At 68.0% G+C, this 19,676-nt stretch carries 15 protein-coding genes; 8 read left to right on the top strand and 7 right to left on the bottom strand.

Going from position 1 to position 19,676, the window contains the following annotated elements; all coding sequences use genetic code 11:
- Positions 1 to 267 precede the first annotated feature (267 nt).
- The 3 genes from U0042_RS22295 to U0042_RS22285 all read left to right on the top strand — a co-directional run bounded on the left by U0042_RS22295 (position 268) and on the right by U0042_RS22285 (position 3,856).
- On the top strand, positions 268 to 1,929 hold the full coding sequence (locus U0042_RS22295; RefSeq protein WP_114809091.1) for a TAXI family TRAP transporter solute-binding subunit: 1,662 nt from the start codon (positions 268 to 270) through the stop codon (positions 1,927 to 1,929).
- A gap of 137 nt (positions 1,930 to 2,066) precedes the next feature.
- Positions 2,067 to 2,741 (top strand): 2-hydroxychromene-2-carboxylate isomerase, encoded by a 675-nt coding sequence (locus U0042_RS22290; protein WP_114809092.1) that lies wholly within the window; start codon positions 2,067 to 2,069, stop codon positions 2,739 to 2,741.
- A 167-nt stretch (positions 2,742 to 2,908) separates the two neighbouring features.
- Entirely contained in the window at positions 2,909 to 3,856 is a 948-nt protein-coding gene (locus U0042_RS22285; RefSeq protein WP_114809093.1) for a LysR family transcriptional regulator, read from the top strand.
- Here the strand turns inward: U0042_RS22285 and xdhC are convergent.
- The 3 genes from xdhC to xdhA form a co-directional block, all read right to left on the bottom strand.
- Complete coding sequence (xdhC, locus tag U0042_RS22280; RefSeq protein WP_198665225.1) at positions 3,822 to 4,316, bottom strand: xanthine dehydrogenase accessory protein XdhC; 495 nt, start codon at positions 4,314 to 4,316, stop codon at positions 3,822 to 3,824. The two genes, U0042_RS22285 and xdhC, sit on opposite strands and share 35 nt — an antisense overlap.
- A gap of 106 nt (positions 4,317 to 4,422) precedes the next feature.
- Entirely contained in the window at positions 4,423 to 6,840 is a 2,418-nt protein-coding gene (gene xdhB / locus U0042_RS22275; RefSeq protein WP_114809095.1) for a xanthine dehydrogenase molybdopterin binding subunit, read from the bottom strand.
- 141 nt (positions 6,841 to 6,981) lie between these two features.
- Entirely contained in the window at positions 6,982 to 8,523 is a 1,542-nt protein-coding gene (xdhA, locus tag U0042_RS22270; protein WP_114809096.1) for a xanthine dehydrogenase small subunit, read from the bottom strand.
- Between the two features lie 332 nt (positions 8,524 to 8,855).
- Between xdhA and U0042_RS22265 the strand changes: the two genes are divergently transcribed.
- The gene (locus U0042_RS22265; protein ID WP_114809097.1) at positions 8,856 to 10,067 is read left to right on the top strand and encodes an MFS transporter; all 1,212 of its coding nucleotides are present in this window, start codon (positions 8,856 to 8,858) and stop codon (positions 10,065 to 10,067) included.
- Between the two features lie 10 nt (positions 10,068 to 10,077).
- On the opposite strand, the gene U0042_RS22260 is transcribed toward U0042_RS22265, so the two are convergent.
- A complete protein-coding gene (locus U0042_RS22260; RefSeq protein WP_114809497.1) occupies positions 10,078 to 11,307 on the bottom strand; it encodes a pyridoxal-phosphate-dependent aminotransferase family protein in 1,230 nt (409 codons plus the stop codon).
- A 315-nt stretch (positions 11,308 to 11,622) separates the two neighbouring features.
- Here U0042_RS22260 and U0042_RS22255 point away from each other — a divergent pair, with 315 nt between their 5' ends.
- On the top strand, positions 11,623 to 12,630 hold the full coding sequence (locus U0042_RS22255; RefSeq protein ID WP_114809098.1) for a 2-hydroxyacid dehydrogenase: 1,008 nt from the start codon (positions 11,623 to 11,625) through the stop codon (positions 12,628 to 12,630).
- Here U0042_RS22255 and U0042_RS22250 read toward each other — a convergent pair.
- Positions 12,615 to 13,136, bottom strand: a complete 522-nt coding sequence (locus U0042_RS22250; RefSeq protein ID WP_114809099.1) for a plasmid fertility inhibition factor family protein — start codon at positions 13,134 to 13,136, stop codon at positions 12,615 to 12,617. The two genes, U0042_RS22255 and U0042_RS22250, sit on opposite strands and share 16 nt — an antisense overlap.
- 289 nt (positions 13,137 to 13,425) lie before the next feature.
- Between U0042_RS22250 and U0042_RS22245 the strand changes: the two genes are divergently transcribed.
- From U0042_RS22245 to U0042_RS22235, 3 genes are all read left to right on the top strand, one after another.
- Positions 13,426 to 14,235 carry a crotonase/enoyl-CoA hydratase family protein gene (locus U0042_RS22245; protein WP_114809498.1) on the top strand — a complete coding sequence of 270 codons (810 nt, stop codon included), beginning with the start codon at positions 13,426 to 13,428 and terminating at the stop codon, positions 14,233 to 14,235.
- A 212-nt stretch (positions 14,236 to 14,447) separates the two neighbouring features.
- Complete coding sequence (locus U0042_RS22240; protein ID WP_114809100.1) at positions 14,448 to 15,629, top strand: MFS transporter; 1,182 nt, start codon at positions 14,448 to 14,450, stop codon at positions 15,627 to 15,629.
- Positions 15,630 to 15,683: 54 nt separating this feature from the next.
- Complete coding sequence (locus U0042_RS22235; protein WP_114809101.1) at positions 15,684 to 16,841, top strand: MFS transporter; 1,158 nt, start codon at positions 15,684 to 15,686, stop codon at positions 16,839 to 16,841.
- A 97-nt stretch (positions 16,842 to 16,938) separates the two neighbouring features.
- Here the strand turns inward: U0042_RS22235 and fahA are convergent, their stop codons facing one another.
- Both fahA and hmgA read right to left on the bottom strand, forming a co-directional pair.
- Positions 16,939 to 18,336 (bottom strand): fumarylacetoacetase, encoded by a 1,398-nt coding sequence (gene fahA, locus U0042_RS22230; RefSeq protein WP_198665213.1) that lies wholly within the window; start codon positions 18,334 to 18,336, stop codon positions 16,939 to 16,941.
- Complete coding sequence (hmgA, locus tag U0042_RS22225; protein ID WP_114809103.1) at positions 18,333 to 19,661, bottom strand: homogentisate 1,2-dioxygenase; 1,329 nt, start codon at positions 19,659 to 19,661, stop codon at positions 18,333 to 18,335. Before hmgA ends, fahA begins: the two co-directional genes overlap by 4 nt.
- Between the last annotated feature and the right edge of the window lie 15 nt (positions 19,662 to 19,676).

The raw sequence follows: 19,676 nt of genomic DNA, 5'->3' as shown, positions 1-19,676 counted from the left end.
CCACGCGGGCCGGCAGGCTGCCGACTGCCCCGGGCGCTTTCACCTTTGGTAACACCTTCGCGCAGGCCGGTACCCGCCGCGAACGACGCCGTGCCGCGAATCTCATGTACCATCGGCCCGGTATGCGGCGAGGCGCGTGGCCAGGTGCGCCGCCACGGCACGGCCCGTAGTCGCGGTGCCCGCGCCGCCAGGCAGAACGCGCCGGTCGCCCCATCCGGTCCCGTCCGCAAGCTCCATTAAACGTCTGCTGTATCCCGCTCGCCCTACATGAAGTTACGCTCCGGCCGCAAACGTCCTCGCCTCGTCGCCCGCTTCGTGGCCATTTCATGGCGCGATCTGGCGGTGTCGTTCGGACCGATCCTGCTCGTGAGCGCAGCCGCCATCTGGATCGCCGTGCGGCTCATCCAGCCCGCGCCGCCCGATACGCTCACCATCAGCGCCGGCCCCGTAGGCAGCTCGTTCTGGACTTCGGCGCAGAAGTACAAGACGATCCTTGCGCGCAACGGCATCAAGCTCAATGTGCTGGCCTCCGAAGGATCGGCCGACAACCTCAAGCGCCTCACCGACCCCGCGAGCCACGTCGACGTCGCCTTCGTGCAGGACGGCATTGCGGGCAACGCGGGCAGCGCCAATGTTCCCGAGGGCGCAAGCGGCGCCGCCAGTGCCACCAGTGCCGCTAGTACCACGAGCGCGAGCAGCGCCAGCAGTGCCAGCAGCACCACCGGCACCGCCGGCACGAACGGCAACAACGCGCCCGAAGGCCTCAACTCGCTCGGCAGCGTGGCCTACGTGCCGCTCGCCATCTTCTATCACGGGCCTACCGTCGCGCGGCTCTCGCAGTTCAAGGGCGAGCGCATCGCGATTGGCGCCGAAGGCAGCGGCACGCGTCAGCTCGCCTTGGCGCTGCTGAAGGCCAACGGCATCGAACCGAACGGACCGACGAAGCTCCTGCCGCTCTCCGGCGAAGAGGCGGCGCAGGCGCTCGTAGCGGGCAAGATCGACGCCGCGTTCCTTGCCGGCGATTCGGCCCAGCCGCCGGTGATGGGCCGGCTCTACCGCACGCCCGGCGTGCAGTTCTTCGACTTCGCCCAGGCCGACGCCTACACGCGACGCTTCCCGTATCTCACGCGCGTGGACATTCCCGCCGGCGCGTTCGACCTCGGCAAGAACCTGCCCGCCACCACCGTGCATCTGCTCGCGCCTACGGTGGAGCTTGTCGCACGCGATTCGCTGCACCCCGCGCTCTCGGACCTGCTCATCGAAGCGGCGAAGGAAGTGCACGGCAAGGCCAGCATCATGCAGCGCGCGGGCGAGTTCCCGGCCCCGCGTGCGCAGGACTTCCCCGTCAGCGACGACGCCGCGCGCTACTACAAGTCGGGCAAGAGCTTCCTGTACCGCACGCTGCCGTTCTGGCTCGCGAGCCTCGCGGACCGGCTCATCGTGCTGCTCGTGCCGATCATCGTCGTGCTGATTCCGGGACTGCGGCTCGTGCCGTCGCTCTACGCGTGGCGTGTGCGCTCGCGCATCTACCGGTGGTACGGCGCGCTCATCGCCATCGAGCGCGGCGCCATGAACGAGAACTCCACGCACGAGCGCCGCAAGCTGCTCGACCGGCTCGACGCGATCGAGGAATCGGTCAACGCGATGAAGATGCCGCTTGCCTACGCGGACCAGTTCTACGTGCTGCGCGAACATATCGGCTTCGTGCGCTCGCGGCTCGCGCACGAGCGCGGCATGGCGGCGAACGACGAAGCCGAAGAAGCCGGTGAGGCGAATGAAGCGACCACGTCCGGCGAGGCGGCCGAAGCCGACGCCCGGGACACAGCGGCCGATGCCGACGACAGCGACGAACGCGACGACAGCACCCGCGGCAGCAACCAAGCGCAGCCGCCCAGCGAACACGACGGCCACAAACACGCAGGCACGTAGCGGCGCATACGCGCGGCGCTGCAGGCCGCGCACCCTGCGCACTCGCCGTGCATCTGCACAGACCTTTGCGTAACATCGTCACGACCATGACAGGCGAGCCGCGGCCGCATCGAATACGGAAAACCGGGAGAGACACAATGAACAACCAGGACATCAACATCAACGGCGTGGACCTGAGGCAGCCCTTGTGGTTTTACGACTTCGTCTCGCCGTTCTCCTATCTCCTGCTCGAGCAGCACGACAAGTGGCCGGGCTTCGACTTCGTGTTCACGCCGGTCCTGCTCCCGGAGCTTTACCGTCACTGGAATCAGAGCAGCGCCTACGAAATTCCCGCCAAGCGCATCTTCACCTACCGCCACGCGCTCTTTCGCGCGGAGCAGCTCGGCATTCCGTTTCGCATGCCGGCCGCGCATCCGTTCGATTCGATCAAGCCGATGCTGCTCGCCATTGCAGCAGGCGGCGACCTCGCCTGCGTGCGCGAGATCTTCCGCTTCATCTGGCGCGAAGGACGCGACCCGTCGAGCGAGGAAGGCTTCGAGGCGCTTTGCGACCGCGTGGGCATTTCGCACGGCACGTCGCTGATCGAGCGCGAAGAGGTGCGCGCGCAACTGCGCCGCAATACGTCCGACGCCATCCAGATGGGCGTGTTCGGCGTGCCCACGTTCTGGCTCAACAGGCAGCTTTTCTGGGGCGAAGACGCGCTGCCCATGGTGCTCTACTGCGCCCGCACGCCGAACTGGCTCGACTCGGCCGAGGTGAAGCGCATCAGCAACCTGCCCTCGGGACTGCCCGACGGCCGGATGCGCAAGTAGCGGAAAGGTCACGACGCACGATTGCGGCGCGCAGGTGTGACGCGCGAATGGGCCGTGATGCCGGCCATACCGGGCCCGCTATGGCGGCCGTGCGCGATGGCGCCTAAGGTTATGGACATCGCGCCTGCCCGCCGCGCCCCGGCCGGCGCCTCTCCGCCCGAACCGACATGGACCCGAACGCCGCTTCCCTCGATATCTGGCTCGTGCGCGTGCTGCGCACGCTGCTGGTCGAGCGCAGCGTCACGCAGACCGCGCTGCGGCTCAACCAGACACAGCCCGCCATCAGCTCGGCGCTGCGCAAGCTGCGCGAAATACTCGGCGACCCGATTCTCGTGCGCGGCAAGTCCGGCATGGTGCCCACGGAGTACGGCGCGTCGCTGCTGCCGCACGCGCAGCGCGTGCTGCGCGATGTGGACTTCGTCGCCACACCACACGGCGACTTCGATCCGGCGCGCTCGCGACGCGCGTTTCGCATCGCAGCCCCCGACTATCTGAACGACTTCTTCATGCCCACGGTGATCGCGCGCTTTCGCGACGCGGCGCCGTACGCGCGGCTCGAAATCCATTCGCTGAGTCCCACGCTCGACCACGAGGCCGCGCTCGATGCGGGCGAACTCGATCTCGTGATCGGCAACTGGCCGAAGCCCGACGCGCGCTTCGGGCGCAGCGACCTGTTTCAGGACACGGTGGTGTGCATGATGCGCGCCGATCATCCGCTGGCCCGTGCGCCGCTTACGCGCGACGCGTATCTGCACGCGGCCCATCTCGCGCCCACGCATTACACCGGTGCTAAAGCAAGCGCCATCGAAGTGGGACTCGCGAAGGCGGGCGCCACACGCCGGGTGGTGGCGACGCTGCCCTACTTCGGGCTCGTGCCGCAGGCGCTTCTGCAATCGGATCTGATTTTCACCACGACGCGGCGTTTCGCGTTGCACTACGCGAGCCTGCTGCCGCTCGCGGTGCTCGATGCGCCCATCGCGTTTCCGCGCATCAAGTGCTATCAGCTGTGGCACCCGCAGCCCGACCGGCCGAGCGATCTCGAATGGCTGCGCGCATTGATGGCCGAAGTCTCCAACTCGCTTACTGCGACACGCAACGCGCGGCGGCCGGTGTAGCAGCGGCCATGCACCGCACCTGCATGAGCTGGGCGCACACGGCCACGGCAATGGAGGCAGGCGCCTTGTCCACGATGCCCGGCACGCCGATGGGACAAACGATCTCCGCGAGCCGCGCCGGGTCCAGTCCGCGCGCGACGAGCCGCCGCTCGAACTTCACGCGCTTGGTCTTCGAGCCGATCAGCCCGAACCATGCCACGTCGCGGCGCTTCATGATGCGTTCGGTCAGCGCGAAGTCGAGCGCGTGGTGGTGGGTCATCACGATGAAGTACGCGCCCGCCGGAGCGCGGTCCACGATGGCTTCGGGCGTATCCGTCGCTTCCATCTGAACGTTGCCCGGCACTTCGTCGGGAAAGCACTCGTCGCGCTCGTCGACCCATTGCACGACGCACGGCAAGTGGCCGAGCAGCGTGACGAGCGCATGGCCCACGTGGCCCGCGCCGAACAGCACGATGTGCATGGGCGGCGTGGGCAAAGATGGGCTCGCTGCCACGCTCGCGCTCCCGGCACGCGGCGAAGGATGATGGCTCGGACTCATGGCGCTGTGCTCCCTCTACTGCCTCGCGTTACACCGCTTCGTGCGGCGTGCCTGCAGCGCTTTCGCTTGCCGTGCTCGCCGTGCTCGCCACTCTTGCCACTGCACCGCCCCGCACAGCCCGCACCGCCTTGAGAATTTCCTCGGCCGTGGCCGGCGCGTTGAGCGGCGGATTCGTCTTGTAGTCGCTCACGGCCGCCACCGCGTCGCGAATCGCGAAGAACACCGAGAACGGCAGTAGCAGCGGCGGCTCGCCCACGGCCTTCGAGCGGTGGATGCTCTCTTCGGCGTTGCGGTTCTTGAACAGCTGCACGCGGAAATCGGCGGGCATGTCGTTCACGGTGGGAATCTTGTAGGTGGACGGCGCGTGCGTCATGAGCTTGCCGTCGGGCTTCCACCAGAGTTCTTCGGTGGTGAGCCAGCCCATGCCCTGCACGAACGCGCCCTCCACCTGGCCCACGTCGATCGCGGGATTCAACGACGCGCCCACGTCGTGCAATGCATCGGCGCGCAGCACGCGCATTTCGCCCGTGAGCGTGTCGATCACCACCTCGGAGACCGCCGCGCCGTACGCGTAGTAGAAGAACGGCCGCCCCTGCAGCTTCGCCTGGTCCCAATGCAGTTTCGGCGTGGCGTAGAAGCCATCGGACCACAGCTGCACGCGGGCGAGGTAAGCCTTCGCCACCACTTCGTCGAAAGGCACCACGGCGTCGCCCGCCACGACGGTGTCGTTGGCGAAGCGCACGTCCGCAGCGCTCACGCTGCCTGCGCCGTAGCGCTCCGCGGCGAACGCTGCGAGCCGCGCGCGCAACTGATGCGCCGCATCCTGCGCGGCCTTGCCGTTGAGGTCGGAACCGGTGGACGCCGCGGTGGCCGACGTGTTCGCCACCTTGCTCGTATCCGTCGCCGTCACGCGCACGCGTGCGAAGCTCACGCCCAGTTCGTGCGCCACCACCTGCGCGACCTTCGTGTTGAGCCCCTGGCCCATCTCCGTGCCGCCGTGGTTCACGAGCACCGATCCGTCCGTATAGATGTGGACGAGCGCCCCGGCCTGGTTGAAATGCGTGACGTTGAACGCAATGCCGAACTTCACGGGCGTGAGCGCGATGCCTTTCTTCAACACCGCGTTGCGCGCGTTGAAAGCCCGCACGGCCTCGCGGCGCGCACGGTAGTCGCTCGACGCCGCGAGTTCGTCGATCAGTTCGTGGATGACGTTGTCTTCCACGGTCTGCCCGTACGGCGTCACGTTGTTGTGCGTCTTGCCGTAGAGGTTGCGGCGGCGCACCTCGAGCGGATCGAGGCCGAGATTGCGCGCCACGTCGTCGATGATGTATTCGATGGCGAACGCCCCCTGCGGTCCGCCGAAGCCGCGGAACGCCGTATTCGACTGCGTGTTGGTCTTGCCGCAGAAGCCCGCGATGGAAACGTCCGGCAGCCAGTACGCGTTGTCGAAATGGCAGACCGCGCGCGTCATCACGGGACCGGAGAGGTCCGCTGAAAAGCCGCAGCGCGAGGTCATATCCACGGCGACGCCTTCGATCAAACCGTCGTCGCTGTAGCCCGCTTCGTAGGTGTAGTGGAAGTCGTGGCGCTTGCCCGTGATCATCATGTCGTCGTCGCGGTCCGGGCGCAGCTTCACCGGGCACAGCAGCTTCCACGCGGCGAGCGCCGCGCAGCACGCGAACAGCCCCGACTGCGATTCCTTGCCGCCGAAGCCGCCGCCCATGCGCCGGCATTCCACGAGCACGTTGTGCGACGGCACGCCGAGCATGTGCGCGACGAGGTGCTGCATTTCGCTCGGATGCTGCGTGGAACACCACACGTGCATGCCGTCGTCGTCTTTCGGCGCGGCGTAGGCGATCTGCCCTTCCAGATAGAACTGCTCCTGACCGCCCAGCGTCATCTCGCCCGCCACGTGGTGCGCGGCGCGCGCGATCTTCGCGCCGGAGTCCCCGCGCGCAAGCTTCATCGGCGGCACGACGTACTGCTGCGCCGCGCGCGCCTGCTGCGCGGTGAGCACGGCAGGCAGCTCCTCGTAGACCACTTCCGCGCGGCGCGCGGCAAGACGCGCGGCTTCGTGCGACGTGGCGACCACGATGAACATGGGCTGACCCGCGTACTGCACGACGCCGTCGGCCAGCACCGGATCGTCGTGGACGATCGGGCCGCAGTCGTTCACGCCGGGGATGTCTTCGGCGGTGAACACGGCCACCACGCCGGGCGTGGCGCGCACCTTGTCGAACGCAATCGAGACGATCTTCGCGTGCGCCTTCTCCGCCAGCCCGAGCGCCGCGTGCAGCGTGCCGGCCAGGAGCGGAATGTCGTCCGTGTACGTGGCGCGGCCGCTCACGTGCAGGTGCGCGGACTCGTGCGGACGCGACACGTGGACCTGCGCGAATTCCGCGGCGTCGACGGGCTCCTTCAGGAACGGTTCGGCTTGCTGGTTCATTCGGTGAATCTCCGTATCCCTGCTGACTGTCGTTTTTGTCGGGTGCTGATGCCGATGGTGCCGGCGGTGTCATTGCATGCGGTGCAGGAGCGACACGCTTGCGTCACTTTCGCTGCGCGCGCCGCCGCTCGTACGATGCCCTCATCCCGCAGCGCTTTCTGCTGTCACCGCGCGCACGTCGAGCGCTTCTCGCGGCAGCGGATCGTGCGGCCGCGTTTCGAGCCAGAAGCGGTACAGCGTGTTCTTCGCGGCTTCCAGCCGGTAGTCGCTCGTGGCGCGCATGTCGGTGAGCGGCGCGTAGTCTTCGGCGAGCGCGAGCATCGCGGCCTGTGCCGTGGCTTCGTGCCACTGCGCGTCGGCCAGCACATGCTCGACTCGCACCGCACGCTTCGGCGTGGCCGCCATGCCGCCGAACGCGACGCGCGGCTCGCGGATCGTGTCGCCATCCGCGATGAAGGCGAACGCGGCGCATACCGCGGAGATGTCCGAGTCGAAGCGCTTCGAGAGCTTGTAGGTGCGAAACCGAAGATTGCGCCGCGCGCCCGTACGCGTGGGCACCTTCAGCGCGGCCACGAACTCGTGCGGCGCCATGTCCTTCTTCTGATACGCGAGGTACAGGTCTTCGAGCGGCAGCTCGCGCGTCACGCTGCCGCCGCGCAGCACGACGCGCGCGCCGAGCGCGATGAGCCCCGGCATCGAGTCGCCGATGGGCGAGCCGTTCGCCACGTTGCCGCCCAGCGTGCCCGCGTTGCGAATGGGCAGCGACGCGAAGCGCTGCCACATCTCCGTGAGTTCGGGGTAGTGCTTCGCGAGTTCGGCATAGGCGCTCTCGACGGTCGCGCCCGCGCCGATTGCGATCCATTCGTCGGATACGGCAATGCGCTGCATCTCGCCCACCTGCCCGACATAGACGACGTCGCCCAGCTCGCGCATCTGCTTGGTGACCCACAGGCCGATGTCCGTGCTGCCCGCGAGAATGCGCGCCTCGGGGCGCGCGGCCTTGATCTGCGCGAGGGCGTCGACGGTGCGCGGCGCGTCGAACCGCTGGCCCGCGTGCTCGTACTCGAACGTTTCGGTACGCGCGATGGAAGCGAGCGTGCGCGCGAGCGCCGCGGTATCGACGGGCGCCTTCGGCGGGTCGGCGTCGAACATGCGTTCGGCCGCCTCGATGATGGGGCGATACCCCGTGCAGCGGCACAGGTTGCCCGTGAGCGCGTTGGCGATTTCGTCGCGCGTGGGCACGGTGGTCTGCGCGCATCCCGCGGCACACGACGCGTGCTCGGCGTGCTCGTGACCGTGCTTCTCGTAAAGCGCCCACATCGACATGACGAAGCCCGGCGTGCAGAAGCCGCATTGCGAGCCGTGGCAATCCACCATTGCCTGCTGCACGGGGTGCAGCGAGCCGTCGGGCTGGCGCAGGTCTTCCACGGTGAAGAGCGCCTTGCCGTCGAGCGTGGGCAGAAACTGGATGCACGCGTTAACCGCCTTGAAGGCCACGCCGCCCGCGCCGTCCGGCTCGCCGATTACGACCGTGCAGGCGCCGCAGTCACCCTCGGCGCAGCCTTCCTTGGTGCCGGTGCAGCGCGCGTCTTCGCGCAGGTACTGGAGAACGGTGCGGGTGACCGGCGCGTCGCTGACTTCGCGAACGGCGTTGCGGTGATAGAAGCGGATCGGCTGGCTCATGTTTCGTGACTCGTTGGATGGATCCGGTCGGGTAGACCCGGTCGGACTGACCTGGTCGGGCACATTCGGTCGGGCGGACCGGGCAGGCAGGCGCCGCTGCTGCGGGGGACGGTTGGAACGCTATCACCGTCAATATTGGCAACCCATAGCGGCACGAGCATGGGCGGCATATCGCGGCGCCGATAAATGCACCCACACGCGATTCATAAGCGGCCGCGGCGGGGGCGAAAAACAGGAAAACCGCGCGGGAAATAAAAAGGGCACGCCTGCGGGAGAACCGGTTCCATGTGAAAATCACGCCTTTGCGCAATTTTCAACCCCTCGTTTTCCCCATGCCCACCGATTCAGCGCGTCCTCGCAGCGAGTTTGCCACGACCCTGCGGATCATTCCGGTCGTCTTCTTCACGTTCCTCTGCTACCTGACCATCGGCATTCCGCTCGCGGTGCTGCCGGGCTACGTGCACGACGACCTCGGGTTCAGCACGATCCTCGCGGGCGCGGCCATCAGCGTCCAGTACTTCGCGACGCTCGCGTCGCGGCCGCTCGCCGGCCGGTCGGCCGACACGCTGGGGCCGAAGAAGACGGTGTCGATCGGGCTGATCGGCTGCGGCACGAGCGGCGCGCTCCTGCTGCTCGCCGTGCTCGCGGGACACTGGCCCGCGGTCAGCCTCACGCTGCTCGTCTTGAGCCGCCTCGTGCTCGGCTTCGGCGAAAGCCTGGTGGGCACGGGCGCGATTCTCTGGGGCATCGGGCGCGTGGGCACGACCAACAACGCGCGCGTGATTTCGTGGAACGGCATCGCCACCTACGGCGCGCTGGCGCTCGGTGCCCCGCTCGGCGTGGCCATCTCGCACACGGTGGGGTTCTGGTCGCTCGGCGTCGTGGTAATCGCGCTGGCGGCACTCGGCTACACGCTGGCCCGGCCGATGACAACCGTGCCCATCGTGCACGGCGAGCGCATGTCGTACCGCAGCGTCTTCACGCGCGTGCTGCCGCACGGCCTGGGGCTCGCGCTCGGGTCGGCGGGCTTCGGCTCCATCGCCACCTTCATCACGCTCTTCTACGCCGCGAAGCATTGGCCGAACGCGGCGCTTTCGCTCACGGTGTTCGGCACGCTCTTCATCGGCGCGCGGCTGCTGTTCGCGAACACCATCAAGACTTATGGCGGCTTTCGCGTCGCCATCGTCTCGTTCTCGTGCGAGTGCCTCGGACTTCTGCTGCTATGGCTCGCACCCGTGCCGCACGTGGCGCTCGTGGGCGCCGCGCTGACGGGCTTCGGCTTCGCGCTGATCTTTCCGGCGCTCGGCGTGGAAGCCGTGGCGCTCGTGCCGCCCGCGAGCCGCGGCGCCGCGCTCTCGGCGTATTCGGTGTTTCTCGATCTCTCGCTCGGCGTGACGGGTCCGCTCGCGGGCTACGTGGCGGGCGAGTTCGGCTATGCGACGGTGTATCTGTTCGCGGCGCTCGCAGCCGCCGGCGGCGTGGCACTGGCGGCGATGCTCAACTCGCGCAACGCCAAGGTGCCGAACGCGCCGGCTGCCACCTGAGGCAAGGCGTCTATTGGCGCGCCGCCGTCCGGCCGCTTCCCGACAGCGACTTCTCCAGTGCTGCCACGCCCGCGGGCAGATCCACGGGCGCGCCCAGTTCCATCATCGTGCGGCCCAGCGCGTGCAGCGTCCTGAACAGGTTGTGCTCGCGGCACTGCTCGCCCATCTGGCCGATCCGCACGATGGGCAGGCCGAACGAGCCCGAAATCTCCACCTGATGTTGACGTGAGATGTAGGCGCAGATGTCGCCGGGGCTCAGACCCTGCGGCACCTCGATGCCCACCACCGAACTCAGCCGGCACGCCGCGGGCGTGTACAGGTTGAGTCCCAACGCGGTCACGCCTTCCTGCAACGCCACCGAGCACTTGTGGTGACGCGCGAAGCGCTTCTCCAGCGTCTCCGCGCAGACGAGCCGCAGCGCCTCGTGCAGCGCGAGCACGCCCGACACCGGCGCCGTGTAGTGATAGCCCGCGTTGTGCCAGAAGTTTTCCGCGAGGGATGCGTCGAGGCACCAGTGCGTATTCGGCGCATCGCGGCCTTTCATGCGCTGCCATGCGGCCTCGGAGAACGCGATCAGCGAGACGCCCGGAATCGACGACAGGCCCTTCTGTCCGCCCGTGATGACGGCGTCGATGCCCCATGCGTCCATCTCGAGCGGCATCGTGCTCAGCGTGCAGACGGCATCGACGATCACCAGCGCGCCACGCGCCTTCGCGAGCGCGGCAACGTCCTTGAGATGCCGGTTCCACACCGTGTTGGAGGTCTCGCCCTGCACGATCGTGACGATCTCGGGACGCTCGCGACGCAGCGCCGCTTCCACCTGTTCGAGCGCCACGATCTCGCGGTCGGGCACCTCGAGCGTGGACACCTGCGCGCCGACGCGGCGGCCCATCTCCGCCATCCGCGCGCTGAAGAAGCCGTTCTGGATGGCAAGCATGCGCGTGCCGTTCCAGGCCAGATTGCAGATGGCCATTTCCATCGCGGCGGACCCCGGCCCCGCCACGCCCAGCACCCACTTCGAACGTGTCTGGAAGACGTAGCGCGCCATCGTCTTCACCTGGTCCACCACCTTCGCCATCGTGCCGCCCAGATGGTTGATGACGATGGCGTTGGCCTTGGCGACGGCGGCCGGAATCGGCACGGGACCGGCGCCCATCATCAGAAGCGGCTCTTCGGGAAGGATGGCGTCGAGCGACTCGACGTCGGGACACGGTACGGAAGCGGACGAGGAAGTGGACATGGTGATGACAATGACGAGATAAAAGCTGCGGGTTGAAGCAGGCGACCGAAGCAAACGATCATTCACTCATTGCCCGGATTGCGCAAGCTTTTCGGCCGTGCCCGCACCGTTCGCGCACGTACTGCGTGCGTGCCCTGCCCGGCACCGCAGCGCCCGCGTTTGCATTCGCGCGCCAACGCTGGCACGCTCGCCATCGCTGTCCGAGGCGCTCGTGCGCCTCCCTCGGACCGCTTCATATCGCCAACACCGACTCGCCATCGCGCCTGCCTTGCCCCCCGGCACGGCGCGATGGTCTCACCCAGCCGGAGCATCACGATGCGCATGATCCTCTTCAGCAGCCGCCAGTACGACGTCGATACCTTCAACGCGGCGAACGCGGCCGACGCTGCCTTCGGCTTCGATCTTCACTTCCAGGAGTCGCACCTCGACGCGGATACCGCCGTGCTCGCGCGCGGCTTCGACGCGGTGTGCCCGTTCGTCAACGACACGCTCGACGCAGCCGTGCTCGAACGCCTGCGCGAAGGCGGCACGCGCTTCATCGCGCTGCGCTCGGCGGGCTTCAATCACGTGGACCTGGCGGCCGCCGCGCGTCTGCAACTGCCCGTGGCGCGCGTGCCCGCGTACTCGCCTTATGCCGTGGCCGAACACGCGGTGGGGTTGATTCTCGCGCTGAACCGCAGGCTGCCGCGCGCCGTGGCGCGCACGCGCGAAGGCGACTTCTCGCTGCACGGGCTGCTCGGCTTCGACCTGCACGGCAAGACGGTGGGCGTGATCGGCACGGGCATGATCGGTCGCGTGTTCGGCCGCATCATGGCGGGCTTCGGCATGCGCGTGCTGGCCTACGACCCCGGCACGCCCGCCGCGGACCTGCTCGCGCTCGGAGCGCAATACGTGCCGCTCGACACGCTGCTCGCGGAGTCGGACGTGGTGAGCCTGCACTGCCCGCTGCTACCGTCCACGCACCATCTGATCGACGACGCCGCCATCGCGAAAATGAAGCGCGGCGCCATGCTCGTCAACACGAGTCGCGGCGGACTCGTGGAAAGCAACGCGCTGATCGGCGCGTTGAAGAGCGGTCAGCTCGGACACCTGGGTCTCGACGTCTACGAGGAAGAAGGCGGCCTCTTCTTCGAGGACCATTCGAACCGCCCGCTGCAAGACGACGTGCTCGCGCGCCTCTTGATGTTTCCGAACGTGATCGTCACGGCGCACCAGGCGTTCTTCACGCGCGAAGCCATGGACGAGATCGCGCGCACCACGCTTGCCAACCTCGCGGCGTGGCGCGACGGCGAGCCGCGCAACCTCGTTCAGCTGCCGGCCTGACCGTACAGCGCGAGTTCCGGTGCGGGCTCGGGCAGACCGCAATACTCGCGCAGCAGCTTCGCCTCGCGCTCGTGCACCTCGACGGGCAGCCACTCGGCGCCGGCGTCGGCGAGATAGCGGGCGCGGTGCTGACCGTTGCGAAACGCCACCACGCCCACGTGCTCCACGCCGATCCAGCCGAGAAAACCCGGCGAGCGGCGCCGCGTGATGGTCACGTAAGGCATCTCGGGAATGCGCTCGTTGTCGGGGTCGAGAAATTCGCGGATGCCGCGTTCCTTGCCCACGTGCCACTCGTGCACGGGCTTGAGCACGTAGTCGGTGTCGTCGCGATCCGCGCATTGCAGCAGCCTGCGCACGTCGACGATCACCACCTCGTGGCGCGAACCGTCCGCCGTGAACACGCGCTTCAGACGCACGTAGTCGTAGTGCCGGTGATTGGCCAGAGGAATGGTCCAGAGCGGCTCGGTGAAGCCGCGCGGCACAGCACTCGAATCGGACATGAGCATGAAAAAACCAGAACGAAAGATCAGAGCTATTCCTGCGACGATCGCCCCGTGGGCGATTCCGGCAGCCCGCGTTGCGCATGCGGCGAGGGCCGCCGTCGTCGCTTCGCGGGTCTCAAAAAAGCGCCTAAGCTACGAGCGGCCGGTGAAACCCGTGTGACATGCGAGGCGCGTCTGCGCAAGCTCGCACGCCGGTTCGCGACGCCCATGCGAGGTGCATGAACGCCGCGTCGCAAGCGAAGACGCATGGCAGAAGCAAGGCGCATACCGCAGTCTATACATGGAGAACGGCATGATCTGCGAAACCTTCAGCGAATACGTGCGAATCGAAGCGACGGACGCGGTGGCCACGATCGTGCTGGATCGTCCCGCACGCCGCAACGCAGTGGACCGTCCGACGGCCGAAGCGCTCGCCGCCGCGTTTCACCGCTTCGAGACGAATCCCGACTGGCACGCGGCCGTGCTCTACGGCGCGGGCGGCACGTTCTGCGCGGGCGCGGACCTCACGGCGCTCGCCGACGACGCGCGTCGCAACGAGATTCACGCCGACGGCAGCGGCCCAGGTCCGATGGGCCCCACGCGCATGACGCTCGCGAAGCCCGTGATCGCGGCCATTGCGGGCTACGCGGTGGCGGGCGGGCTCGAGCTGGCCGTGCTGTGCGACCTGCGCGTGGTGGAGGCCGACGCGGTGCTCGGCGTGTTCTGCCGACGCGTGGGCATTCCGCTGATCGATGGCGGGACGGTGCGGCTGCCGCGGCTCATCGGGCTTTCTCGCGCGCTCGACCTGATCCTGACGGGCCGCGCCATTCACGCCGACGAAGCGCTCGCGTTCGGGCTCGCGAATCGCGTCGTGCCGAAGGGCGAGGCGCTCGTAGCGGCCCAGCAACTCGCGGCGGAACTCGCCGCGCTTCCGCAAGGCGCGCTGCGTGCCGACCGCCGCTCGGCGCTGGAAAACAGCCCGCTCGACGATCTGGCCGAAGCGCTGCGCCGCGAAGGCGCCGGCGGCTATCAGGCGCTGATCGAAGAAGGCGCGGCGGGCGCGGCGCGCTTCGCCGCAGGCGCGGGACGCCACGGCAAAGAGTTCGGCACCGAGGGCGATTGAACGGACGTGGCCGCGATCGACGCGCGGACCGGGGAAGCTGCCGAAAACCCTTTCCGATGAATGGATTAGGCGAAAAACAACACACTTCAGCAGCCGCTTCAACGCGTTTTCGGCTTAGGTAAAATCCCCTACTGATTTTCACTTGGCCCTCCGCCTGCGTCCTTACCCCGAGAACGCGCGAGCGCCTGGCCCACGCCCACCGCCGCGCCATCATGCCCTTGCCCCTGCTTGCTCTTGCCGTTGCCGCATTCGGCATCGGCACCTCCGAATTCGTCATCATGGGGCTTCTGCCCGACGTGGCGCGCGACCTCGCCGTCTCCATTCCGGCCGCGGGCATGCTGGTGTCGGCCTATGCGCTCGGCGTGACGATCGGCGCGCCCATCGTCGCCATCGTCGTGGCCAACATGCCGCGCAAGCAGGCGCTCATGCGGCTCATCGGCATCTTCATCGTGGGCAATCTGCTGTGCGCCATCGCGCCGGGCTACGCCGTGCTGATGGCCGCGCGCATCGTCACCGCGTTCTGCCACGGCGCGTTCTTCGGCATCGGGTCCGTGGTGGCGGCGGGGCTCGTCGCGCCGAATCGCCGCGCGCAGGCCATCGCGCTCATGTTCACCGGACTCACGCTCGCCAACGTGCTGGGCGTGCCGCTCGGCACGGCGCTCGGCCAGCTCGCGGGCTGGCGCGCCACGTTCTGGGCCGTGACGGGTATCGGCGTGGCCGCGGCCATCGCGCTCGCCGTCTGCCTGCCCGCGAAGATCGAGATGCAGAAGGCGAGCCTCGTGCACGAGTTCACGGTACTGAAGAACCCGCAGGTGCTGATGGTGCTCGGCATCAGCGTGCTGGCGTCGGCGAGCCTGTTCTCCGTGTTCACCTACATCACGCCGATTCTCGAAGACGTGACGGGCTTCACGCCGCACGCCGTGACGCTCGTGCTGCTGCTCTTCGGCCTGGGGCTCACGGTGGGTAGCACGCTGGGCGGCAGGCTTGCGGACTGGCGGCTCATGCCGTCGCTGCTCACGGTGCTCGTGCTGATCGCGGCCATCGAAACGGTATTCGCGGTGACCATGCATTCCACCGTCGGCGCTATGGCGACGGTGTTCGTGTGGGGCGTGCTCGCGTTCGCGATTGTGCCGCCGCTGCAGATGCTGATCGTCGATCGCGCAAGCCATGCGCCGAATCTCGCCTCCACGCTCAACCAGGGCGCCTTCAACCTGGGCAACGCGACGGGCGCGTGGCTGGGCGGCGTGGCCATCGGCGCCGGCGCGCCGCTGACTTCACTGCCGTGGGTGGGCGTTTCGATGGCGGTGGGGGCGCTCGCGCTCACGTTCGTTTCGGCAACGCTGGAGCGGCGTGCGCAGCGCGTGCCGATGTCGAAGCCGAGTACCTGCGCATAGCGAACAGCGCTCGTCGCGGACCGCTCGCGGCCTCCCGTAGTAGCATCCCGCCCGATGAAGGCGATCCTCACTCGCGATTTCTTCGCGCTCATTCTCAGCGTGGCCGTGGTCGGACTCGGCTCCGGCGCCACGCTTCCGCTCACGGCGCTCGCGCTCACCGACGCCGGTTACGGCACGGACGTCGTCGGCCTGCTCACCGCGGCCCAGGCCGGTGGCGGTCTGCTCGTGGTGCCCGTCACGGCCTGGATCACGCAGCGCTTCGGCGGGCGGCAGGTGATCTTCGGCGCCGTGCTCATCGTGGCCGCGGCCACGGCGCTCATGCAGGCAACGCCTGACCTGTGGGTCTGGGCCGCGCTGCGTGCGCTATGCGGCGCGGCGTTGATGCTGCTCTTCACGATCGGCGAAGCCTGGGTCAACGAACTGGCCAACGACGCCACGCGCGCCCGCGTGGTGGCCGTCTACGCCACCACGTTCACGCTGTTCCAGATGGCGGGGCCCGTGCTGGTGAGCCAGATCGCGAACCTGTCCGCGTGGCGCTTCGTGCTGTGCGGGGCGATCTTCGTCACCGCGCTGCCCATGCTCGCCACCATCCGCACGACGCCGCGGCAAGCGGGCGCACACGAGCCGCACGACACCTGGCGTCACGTGCTGCCGCTCATGCCCGCGCTCGTGCTCGCGACAGCGTTCTTCGCGCTCTTCGACACCCTCGCCCTTTCGCTGATGCCGCTCTTCGCGATGGCGCACGGCATACCCGGCGGCGTAGCGGTGCTGTTCGCCTCCGTCACGCTCGCGGGCGACACGATGTTGCAGTTTCCGATTGGCTGGCTCGCCGACCGCCTGGGCCGCGAACGGGTCCATCTGGGCGCGGGGCTCGTGGTGCTGCTGCTTCTGCCGCTGCTGCCGTGGGCCGTGGGCGCGTCATGGCTGCGCTGGCCGCTGCTGTTCGTGCTGGGCGCGGCGGCGGGCGCCGTCTATACGCTGTCGATCGTGGCGTGCGGCGAGCGCTTTCGCGGCAGCGCGCTGGTATCCGCCAGCGCGCTGTTGGGTGCCACGTGGAGCGCGGCGAGCTTCGGCGGACCGCTGATCGCGGGCACGCTGATGAAGCGCGTGGGCAACGATGCGCTCATCGGCGTGCTGTTCGCCGGCGCCCTGGCGTTCCTCGTTGCCGCGGTGATGGAGAAGCGGCGCGGCGGCGCGCAGGTGGCGCCCTGACCGTGATGTGGCGTTGGGCTGCGGCCAAGCGGAGCGCGCTGGTCGAAACCGCGTCGCGCGGCCGCATGGCGAGTTGAGCCAACGCCCGCGCCCTCGCTCATTCACTCACGGGCAACGCCGGCAGGATCGTCCCCGCGCAAATACCGAAGCCGACGCGATATCCATCGCCCTGGCACCAGCCCGCCAGCGTGAGTTCGTCGCCGTCTTCGATGAAGCTGCGCGTGCCGCCCTCTTTCAGCACGACGGGCCGCTTGCCGTTCCACGTGAGTTCGAGCAGGCTGCCGTACGAGTCCTCCGTCGGGCCGCTGATCGTGCCCGATCCCAGCAGGTCGCCCACGCGCGTGTTGCAGCCCGCCACGGTGTGATGCGCGAGCTGCTGCGCCATCGTCCAGTACAGGTGGCGGAAGTTCGTGCGGCAGATCGTGGTGGCCTCGCGCGCGCCGTCGGCGCGCAGCCGCACTTCCAGCGCGATGTCGAACGCGTGCCGGCCGCTGTGGCGCAGGTAAGCCAGCGGCTGCGGCTCCTGCGCCGGCTGCTGCACGCGAAACGGTTCGAGCGCGTCGAGCGTCACGACCCACGGCGAGATCGTCGTGGCAAAGCCCTTCGAGTTGAATGGACCAAGCGGCACGTATTCCCACTGCTGAATGTCGCGCGCGCTCCAGTCGTTGAGCAGCACCATGCCGAAGATGTGGTCCTCGGCCGCTTCGCAGGCGATCGGTTCGCCGAGCGCGTTGCCGCAGCCGATGAAGAAGCCCGTTTCGAGTTCGATGTCGAGCTTGCGGCACGCGCCGAATACGGGGCGCTCTTGCTCGGGCAACTTGAGCTGGCCGTTGGGGCGGCGCACCGGCGTGCCGCTCACGACCACCGACGACGCGCGTCCGTTGTAGCCGATCGGCATTTCGAGCCAGTTGGGCAGCAGCGCATTCTTCGGATCCCGAAACATGGCGCCGACGTTGGTGGCGTGCTCCTTCGACGAGTAGAAGTCCGTGTAGCCCGGAATATCGACGGGCAGATGCAGCGTGGCGTCGGCCATGGGCACCAGCACGCGCTCGCGCAGTGCAGCGTCGTCGCGCAGGGCCGCGTTGGCGTTGGCGTTGTCGTTATCGCTGCCGTTATCGTCGTGGCGAGCGAGCAGGTCGCTCAGTTGAACGCGCACGCTGCGCCATACGTCACGGCCCGCGGCCATGAACGCGTTCAGTGCGGCGGCATTCAGCACCTCGCGCGCCGCATCGTCGGACAACGCCGGCAACGTGAGCAGCCCTGCGTCGTGGAGCGCCGCGAGGTCGACGATCGCGTCGCCGATCGCCACGCCTACGCGGCGCCCAGTGTTGCGTGCGTTGCGTGCATTGCGTGGGTCGCTGAACACGCCGAACGGCAGGTTCTGGATGGAGAAGTCGCACAGCGGATTGTTCGCGCTTTCGATCCAGCTCTTTCGCGACGGATCGAGCGTCGCCTTCAACGCGTCTGCGGCGGCGGACGGTGTCGCGTAGGTCATCGTTGCTCCGGATTGAAGTGCTTCTTGAGGCCTTGCCAGCACTCGAAGTAATGCGCCTGCAGTTGCGCCGTTTCCAGCGCGAAGCGCGTGGGGCGAATCAGCGTGCGCGTTTCGAACATGAAGGCCATCGTGTCGGCCACCTTGTTGGGTTTCGAGGTGTCGATAGCCGAGGCTTTTTCGAACGTCTCGGCATCCGGCCCGTGGCCCGTCATGCAGTTGTGCAGGCTCGCGCCGCCGGGCACGAAGCCCTCGGCCTTCGCGTCGTAGACGCCGTGCACGAGACCCATGAATTCGCTCGCCACGTTGCGGTGAAACCAGGGCGGCCGGAACGTGTCTTCGGCGGCGAGCCAGCGCGGCGGGAAGATCACGAAGTCGATGGCGTCTACGCCCGGCGTATCGCTTTGCGACTGGAGCACGAGGAAGATCGACGGGTCCGGGTGGTCGTAGCTGATCGAGCCGATGGTGTTGAAGCGGCGCAGATCGTATTTGCACGGCGCGTAGTTGCCGTGCCACGCGACGACGTCGAGCGGCGAATGGCCGATGTCCGCGCGCCACAGCCGGCCGTCCATTTTCGCGACGAGTTCGAAGGCGCCTTCGCGGTCTTCGTAGGCCGCGTGCGGCGTGAGGAAGTCGCGCGGATTCGCCAGTCCGTTCGAGCCGATGGGCCCGAGATCCGGCAGGCGCAGCAGCGCGCCGAAGTTCTCGCAGATATAGCCGCGCGCTTCGCCGTCCGGCAGGCTCACCGTGAAGCGCACGCCGCGCGGAATCACGGCAATCTCGAAGGGCTCGATGTCGAGCCGGCCCATTTCCGTGGCGATGGCGAGGCGCCCTTGCTGCGGCACGATCAGAAGTTCGCCGTCGGCGTCGTAGAAATAGCGGTCTTTCATCGAGCGGTTCGCGGCGTACAGATGAATCGCGCAACCGCTCATCGCGTTGGCCGAGCCGTTGCCGGCCATCGTGACCCAACTGTCCACGAAGTCCGTGGGCGCGGTGGGCATGGGCAGCGGGTCCCAGCGCAGCTGGTTCGGCGAGGTGGGCGGCACCGAGCCGAAGTCGGCGACAAGACGCTCCGACGGCAACGCCGTGAACGGCTGATGCATCGCGGCGGGACGGATGCGATACAGCCACGTGCGGCGATTATGCGAGCGCGGCGCGGTGAACGCCGTGCCCGACAGCTGCTCGGCATAAAGCCCGTAAGGCGCGCGCTGCGGCGAGTTGCGGCCCGCAGGTAACGCGCCGGGCAGCGCTTCGGTGGCAAATTCGTTGGCGAAGCCGGACTGGTAGCCCGGTTCGATCTCGTGTCGAAGCGGTTGAGCGTGGGTCATGGGAACGGTTCTCCC

The sequence above is a fragment of the Paraburkholderia kururiensis genome (assembly GCF_034424375.1).
GTDB classification, from domain to species: domain Bacteria; phylum Pseudomonadota; class Gammaproteobacteria; order Burkholderiales; family Burkholderiaceae; genus Paraburkholderia; species Paraburkholderia kururiensis_A.
The sequence above is the reverse complement of the archived record's forward strand: the minus strand, read 5'-3'. Positions and strand labels throughout refer to the sequence as shown.

Excerpts from the sequence above, each read along its gene's own strand:
- hmgA (WP_114809103.1), bottom strand. The coding sequence starts at position 19,661 with ATGACCCACGCTCAACCGCTTCGACACGAGATCGAACCGGGCTACCAG.
- U0042_RS22290 (WP_114809092.1), top strand. The coding sequence starts at position 2,067 with ATGAACAACCAGGACATCAACATCAACGGCGTGGACCTGAGGCAGCCC.
- U0042_RS22245 (WP_114809498.1), top strand. The coding sequence starts at position 13,426 with ATGATCTGCGAAACCTTCAGCGAATACGTGCGAATCGAAGCGACGGAC.
- xdhB (WP_114809095.1), bottom strand. The coding sequence starts at position 6,840 with ATGAACCAGCAAGCCGAACCGTTCCTGAAGGAGCCCGTCGACGCCGCG.
- xdhC (WP_198665225.1), bottom strand. The coding sequence starts at position 4,316 with ATGCACATCGTGCTGTTCGGCGCGGGCCACGTGGGCCATGCGCTCGTC.
- U0042_RS22295 (WP_114809091.1), top strand. The coding sequence starts at position 268 with ATGAAGTTACGCTCCGGCCGCAAACGTCCTCGCCTCGTCGCCCGCTTC.
- U0042_RS22250 (WP_114809099.1), bottom strand. The coding sequence starts at position 13,136 with ATGCTCATGTCCGATTCGAGTGCTGTGCCGCGCGGCTTCACCGAGCCG.
- U0042_RS22255 (WP_114809098.1), top strand. The coding sequence starts at position 11,623 with ATGCGCATGATCCTCTTCAGCAGCCGCCAGTACGACGTCGATACCTTC.
- fahA (WP_198665213.1), bottom strand. The coding sequence starts at position 18,336 with ATGACCTACGCGACACCGTCCGCCGCCGCAGACGCGTTGAAGGCGACG.
- xdhA (WP_114809096.1), bottom strand. The coding sequence starts at position 8,523 with ATGAGCCAGCCGATCCGCTTCTATCACCGCAACGCCGTTCGCGAAGTC.
- U0042_RS22285 (WP_114809093.1), top strand. The coding sequence starts at position 2,909 with ATGGACCCGAACGCCGCTTCCCTCGATATCTGGCTCGTGCGCGTGCTG.
- U0042_RS22235 (WP_114809101.1), top strand. The coding sequence starts at position 15,684 with ATGAAGGCGATCCTCACTCGCGATTTCTTCGCGCTCATTCTCAGCGTG.
- U0042_RS22240 (WP_114809100.1), top strand. The coding sequence starts at position 14,448 with ATGCCCTTGCCCCTGCTTGCTCTTGCCGTTGCCGCATTCGGCATCGGC.
- U0042_RS22265 (WP_114809097.1), top strand. The coding sequence starts at position 8,856 with ATGCCCACCGATTCAGCGCGTCCTCGCAGCGAGTTTGCCACGACCCTG.
- U0042_RS22260 (WP_114809497.1), bottom strand. The coding sequence starts at position 11,307 with ATGTCCACTTCCTCGTCCGCTTCCGTACCGTGTCCCGACGTCGAGTCG.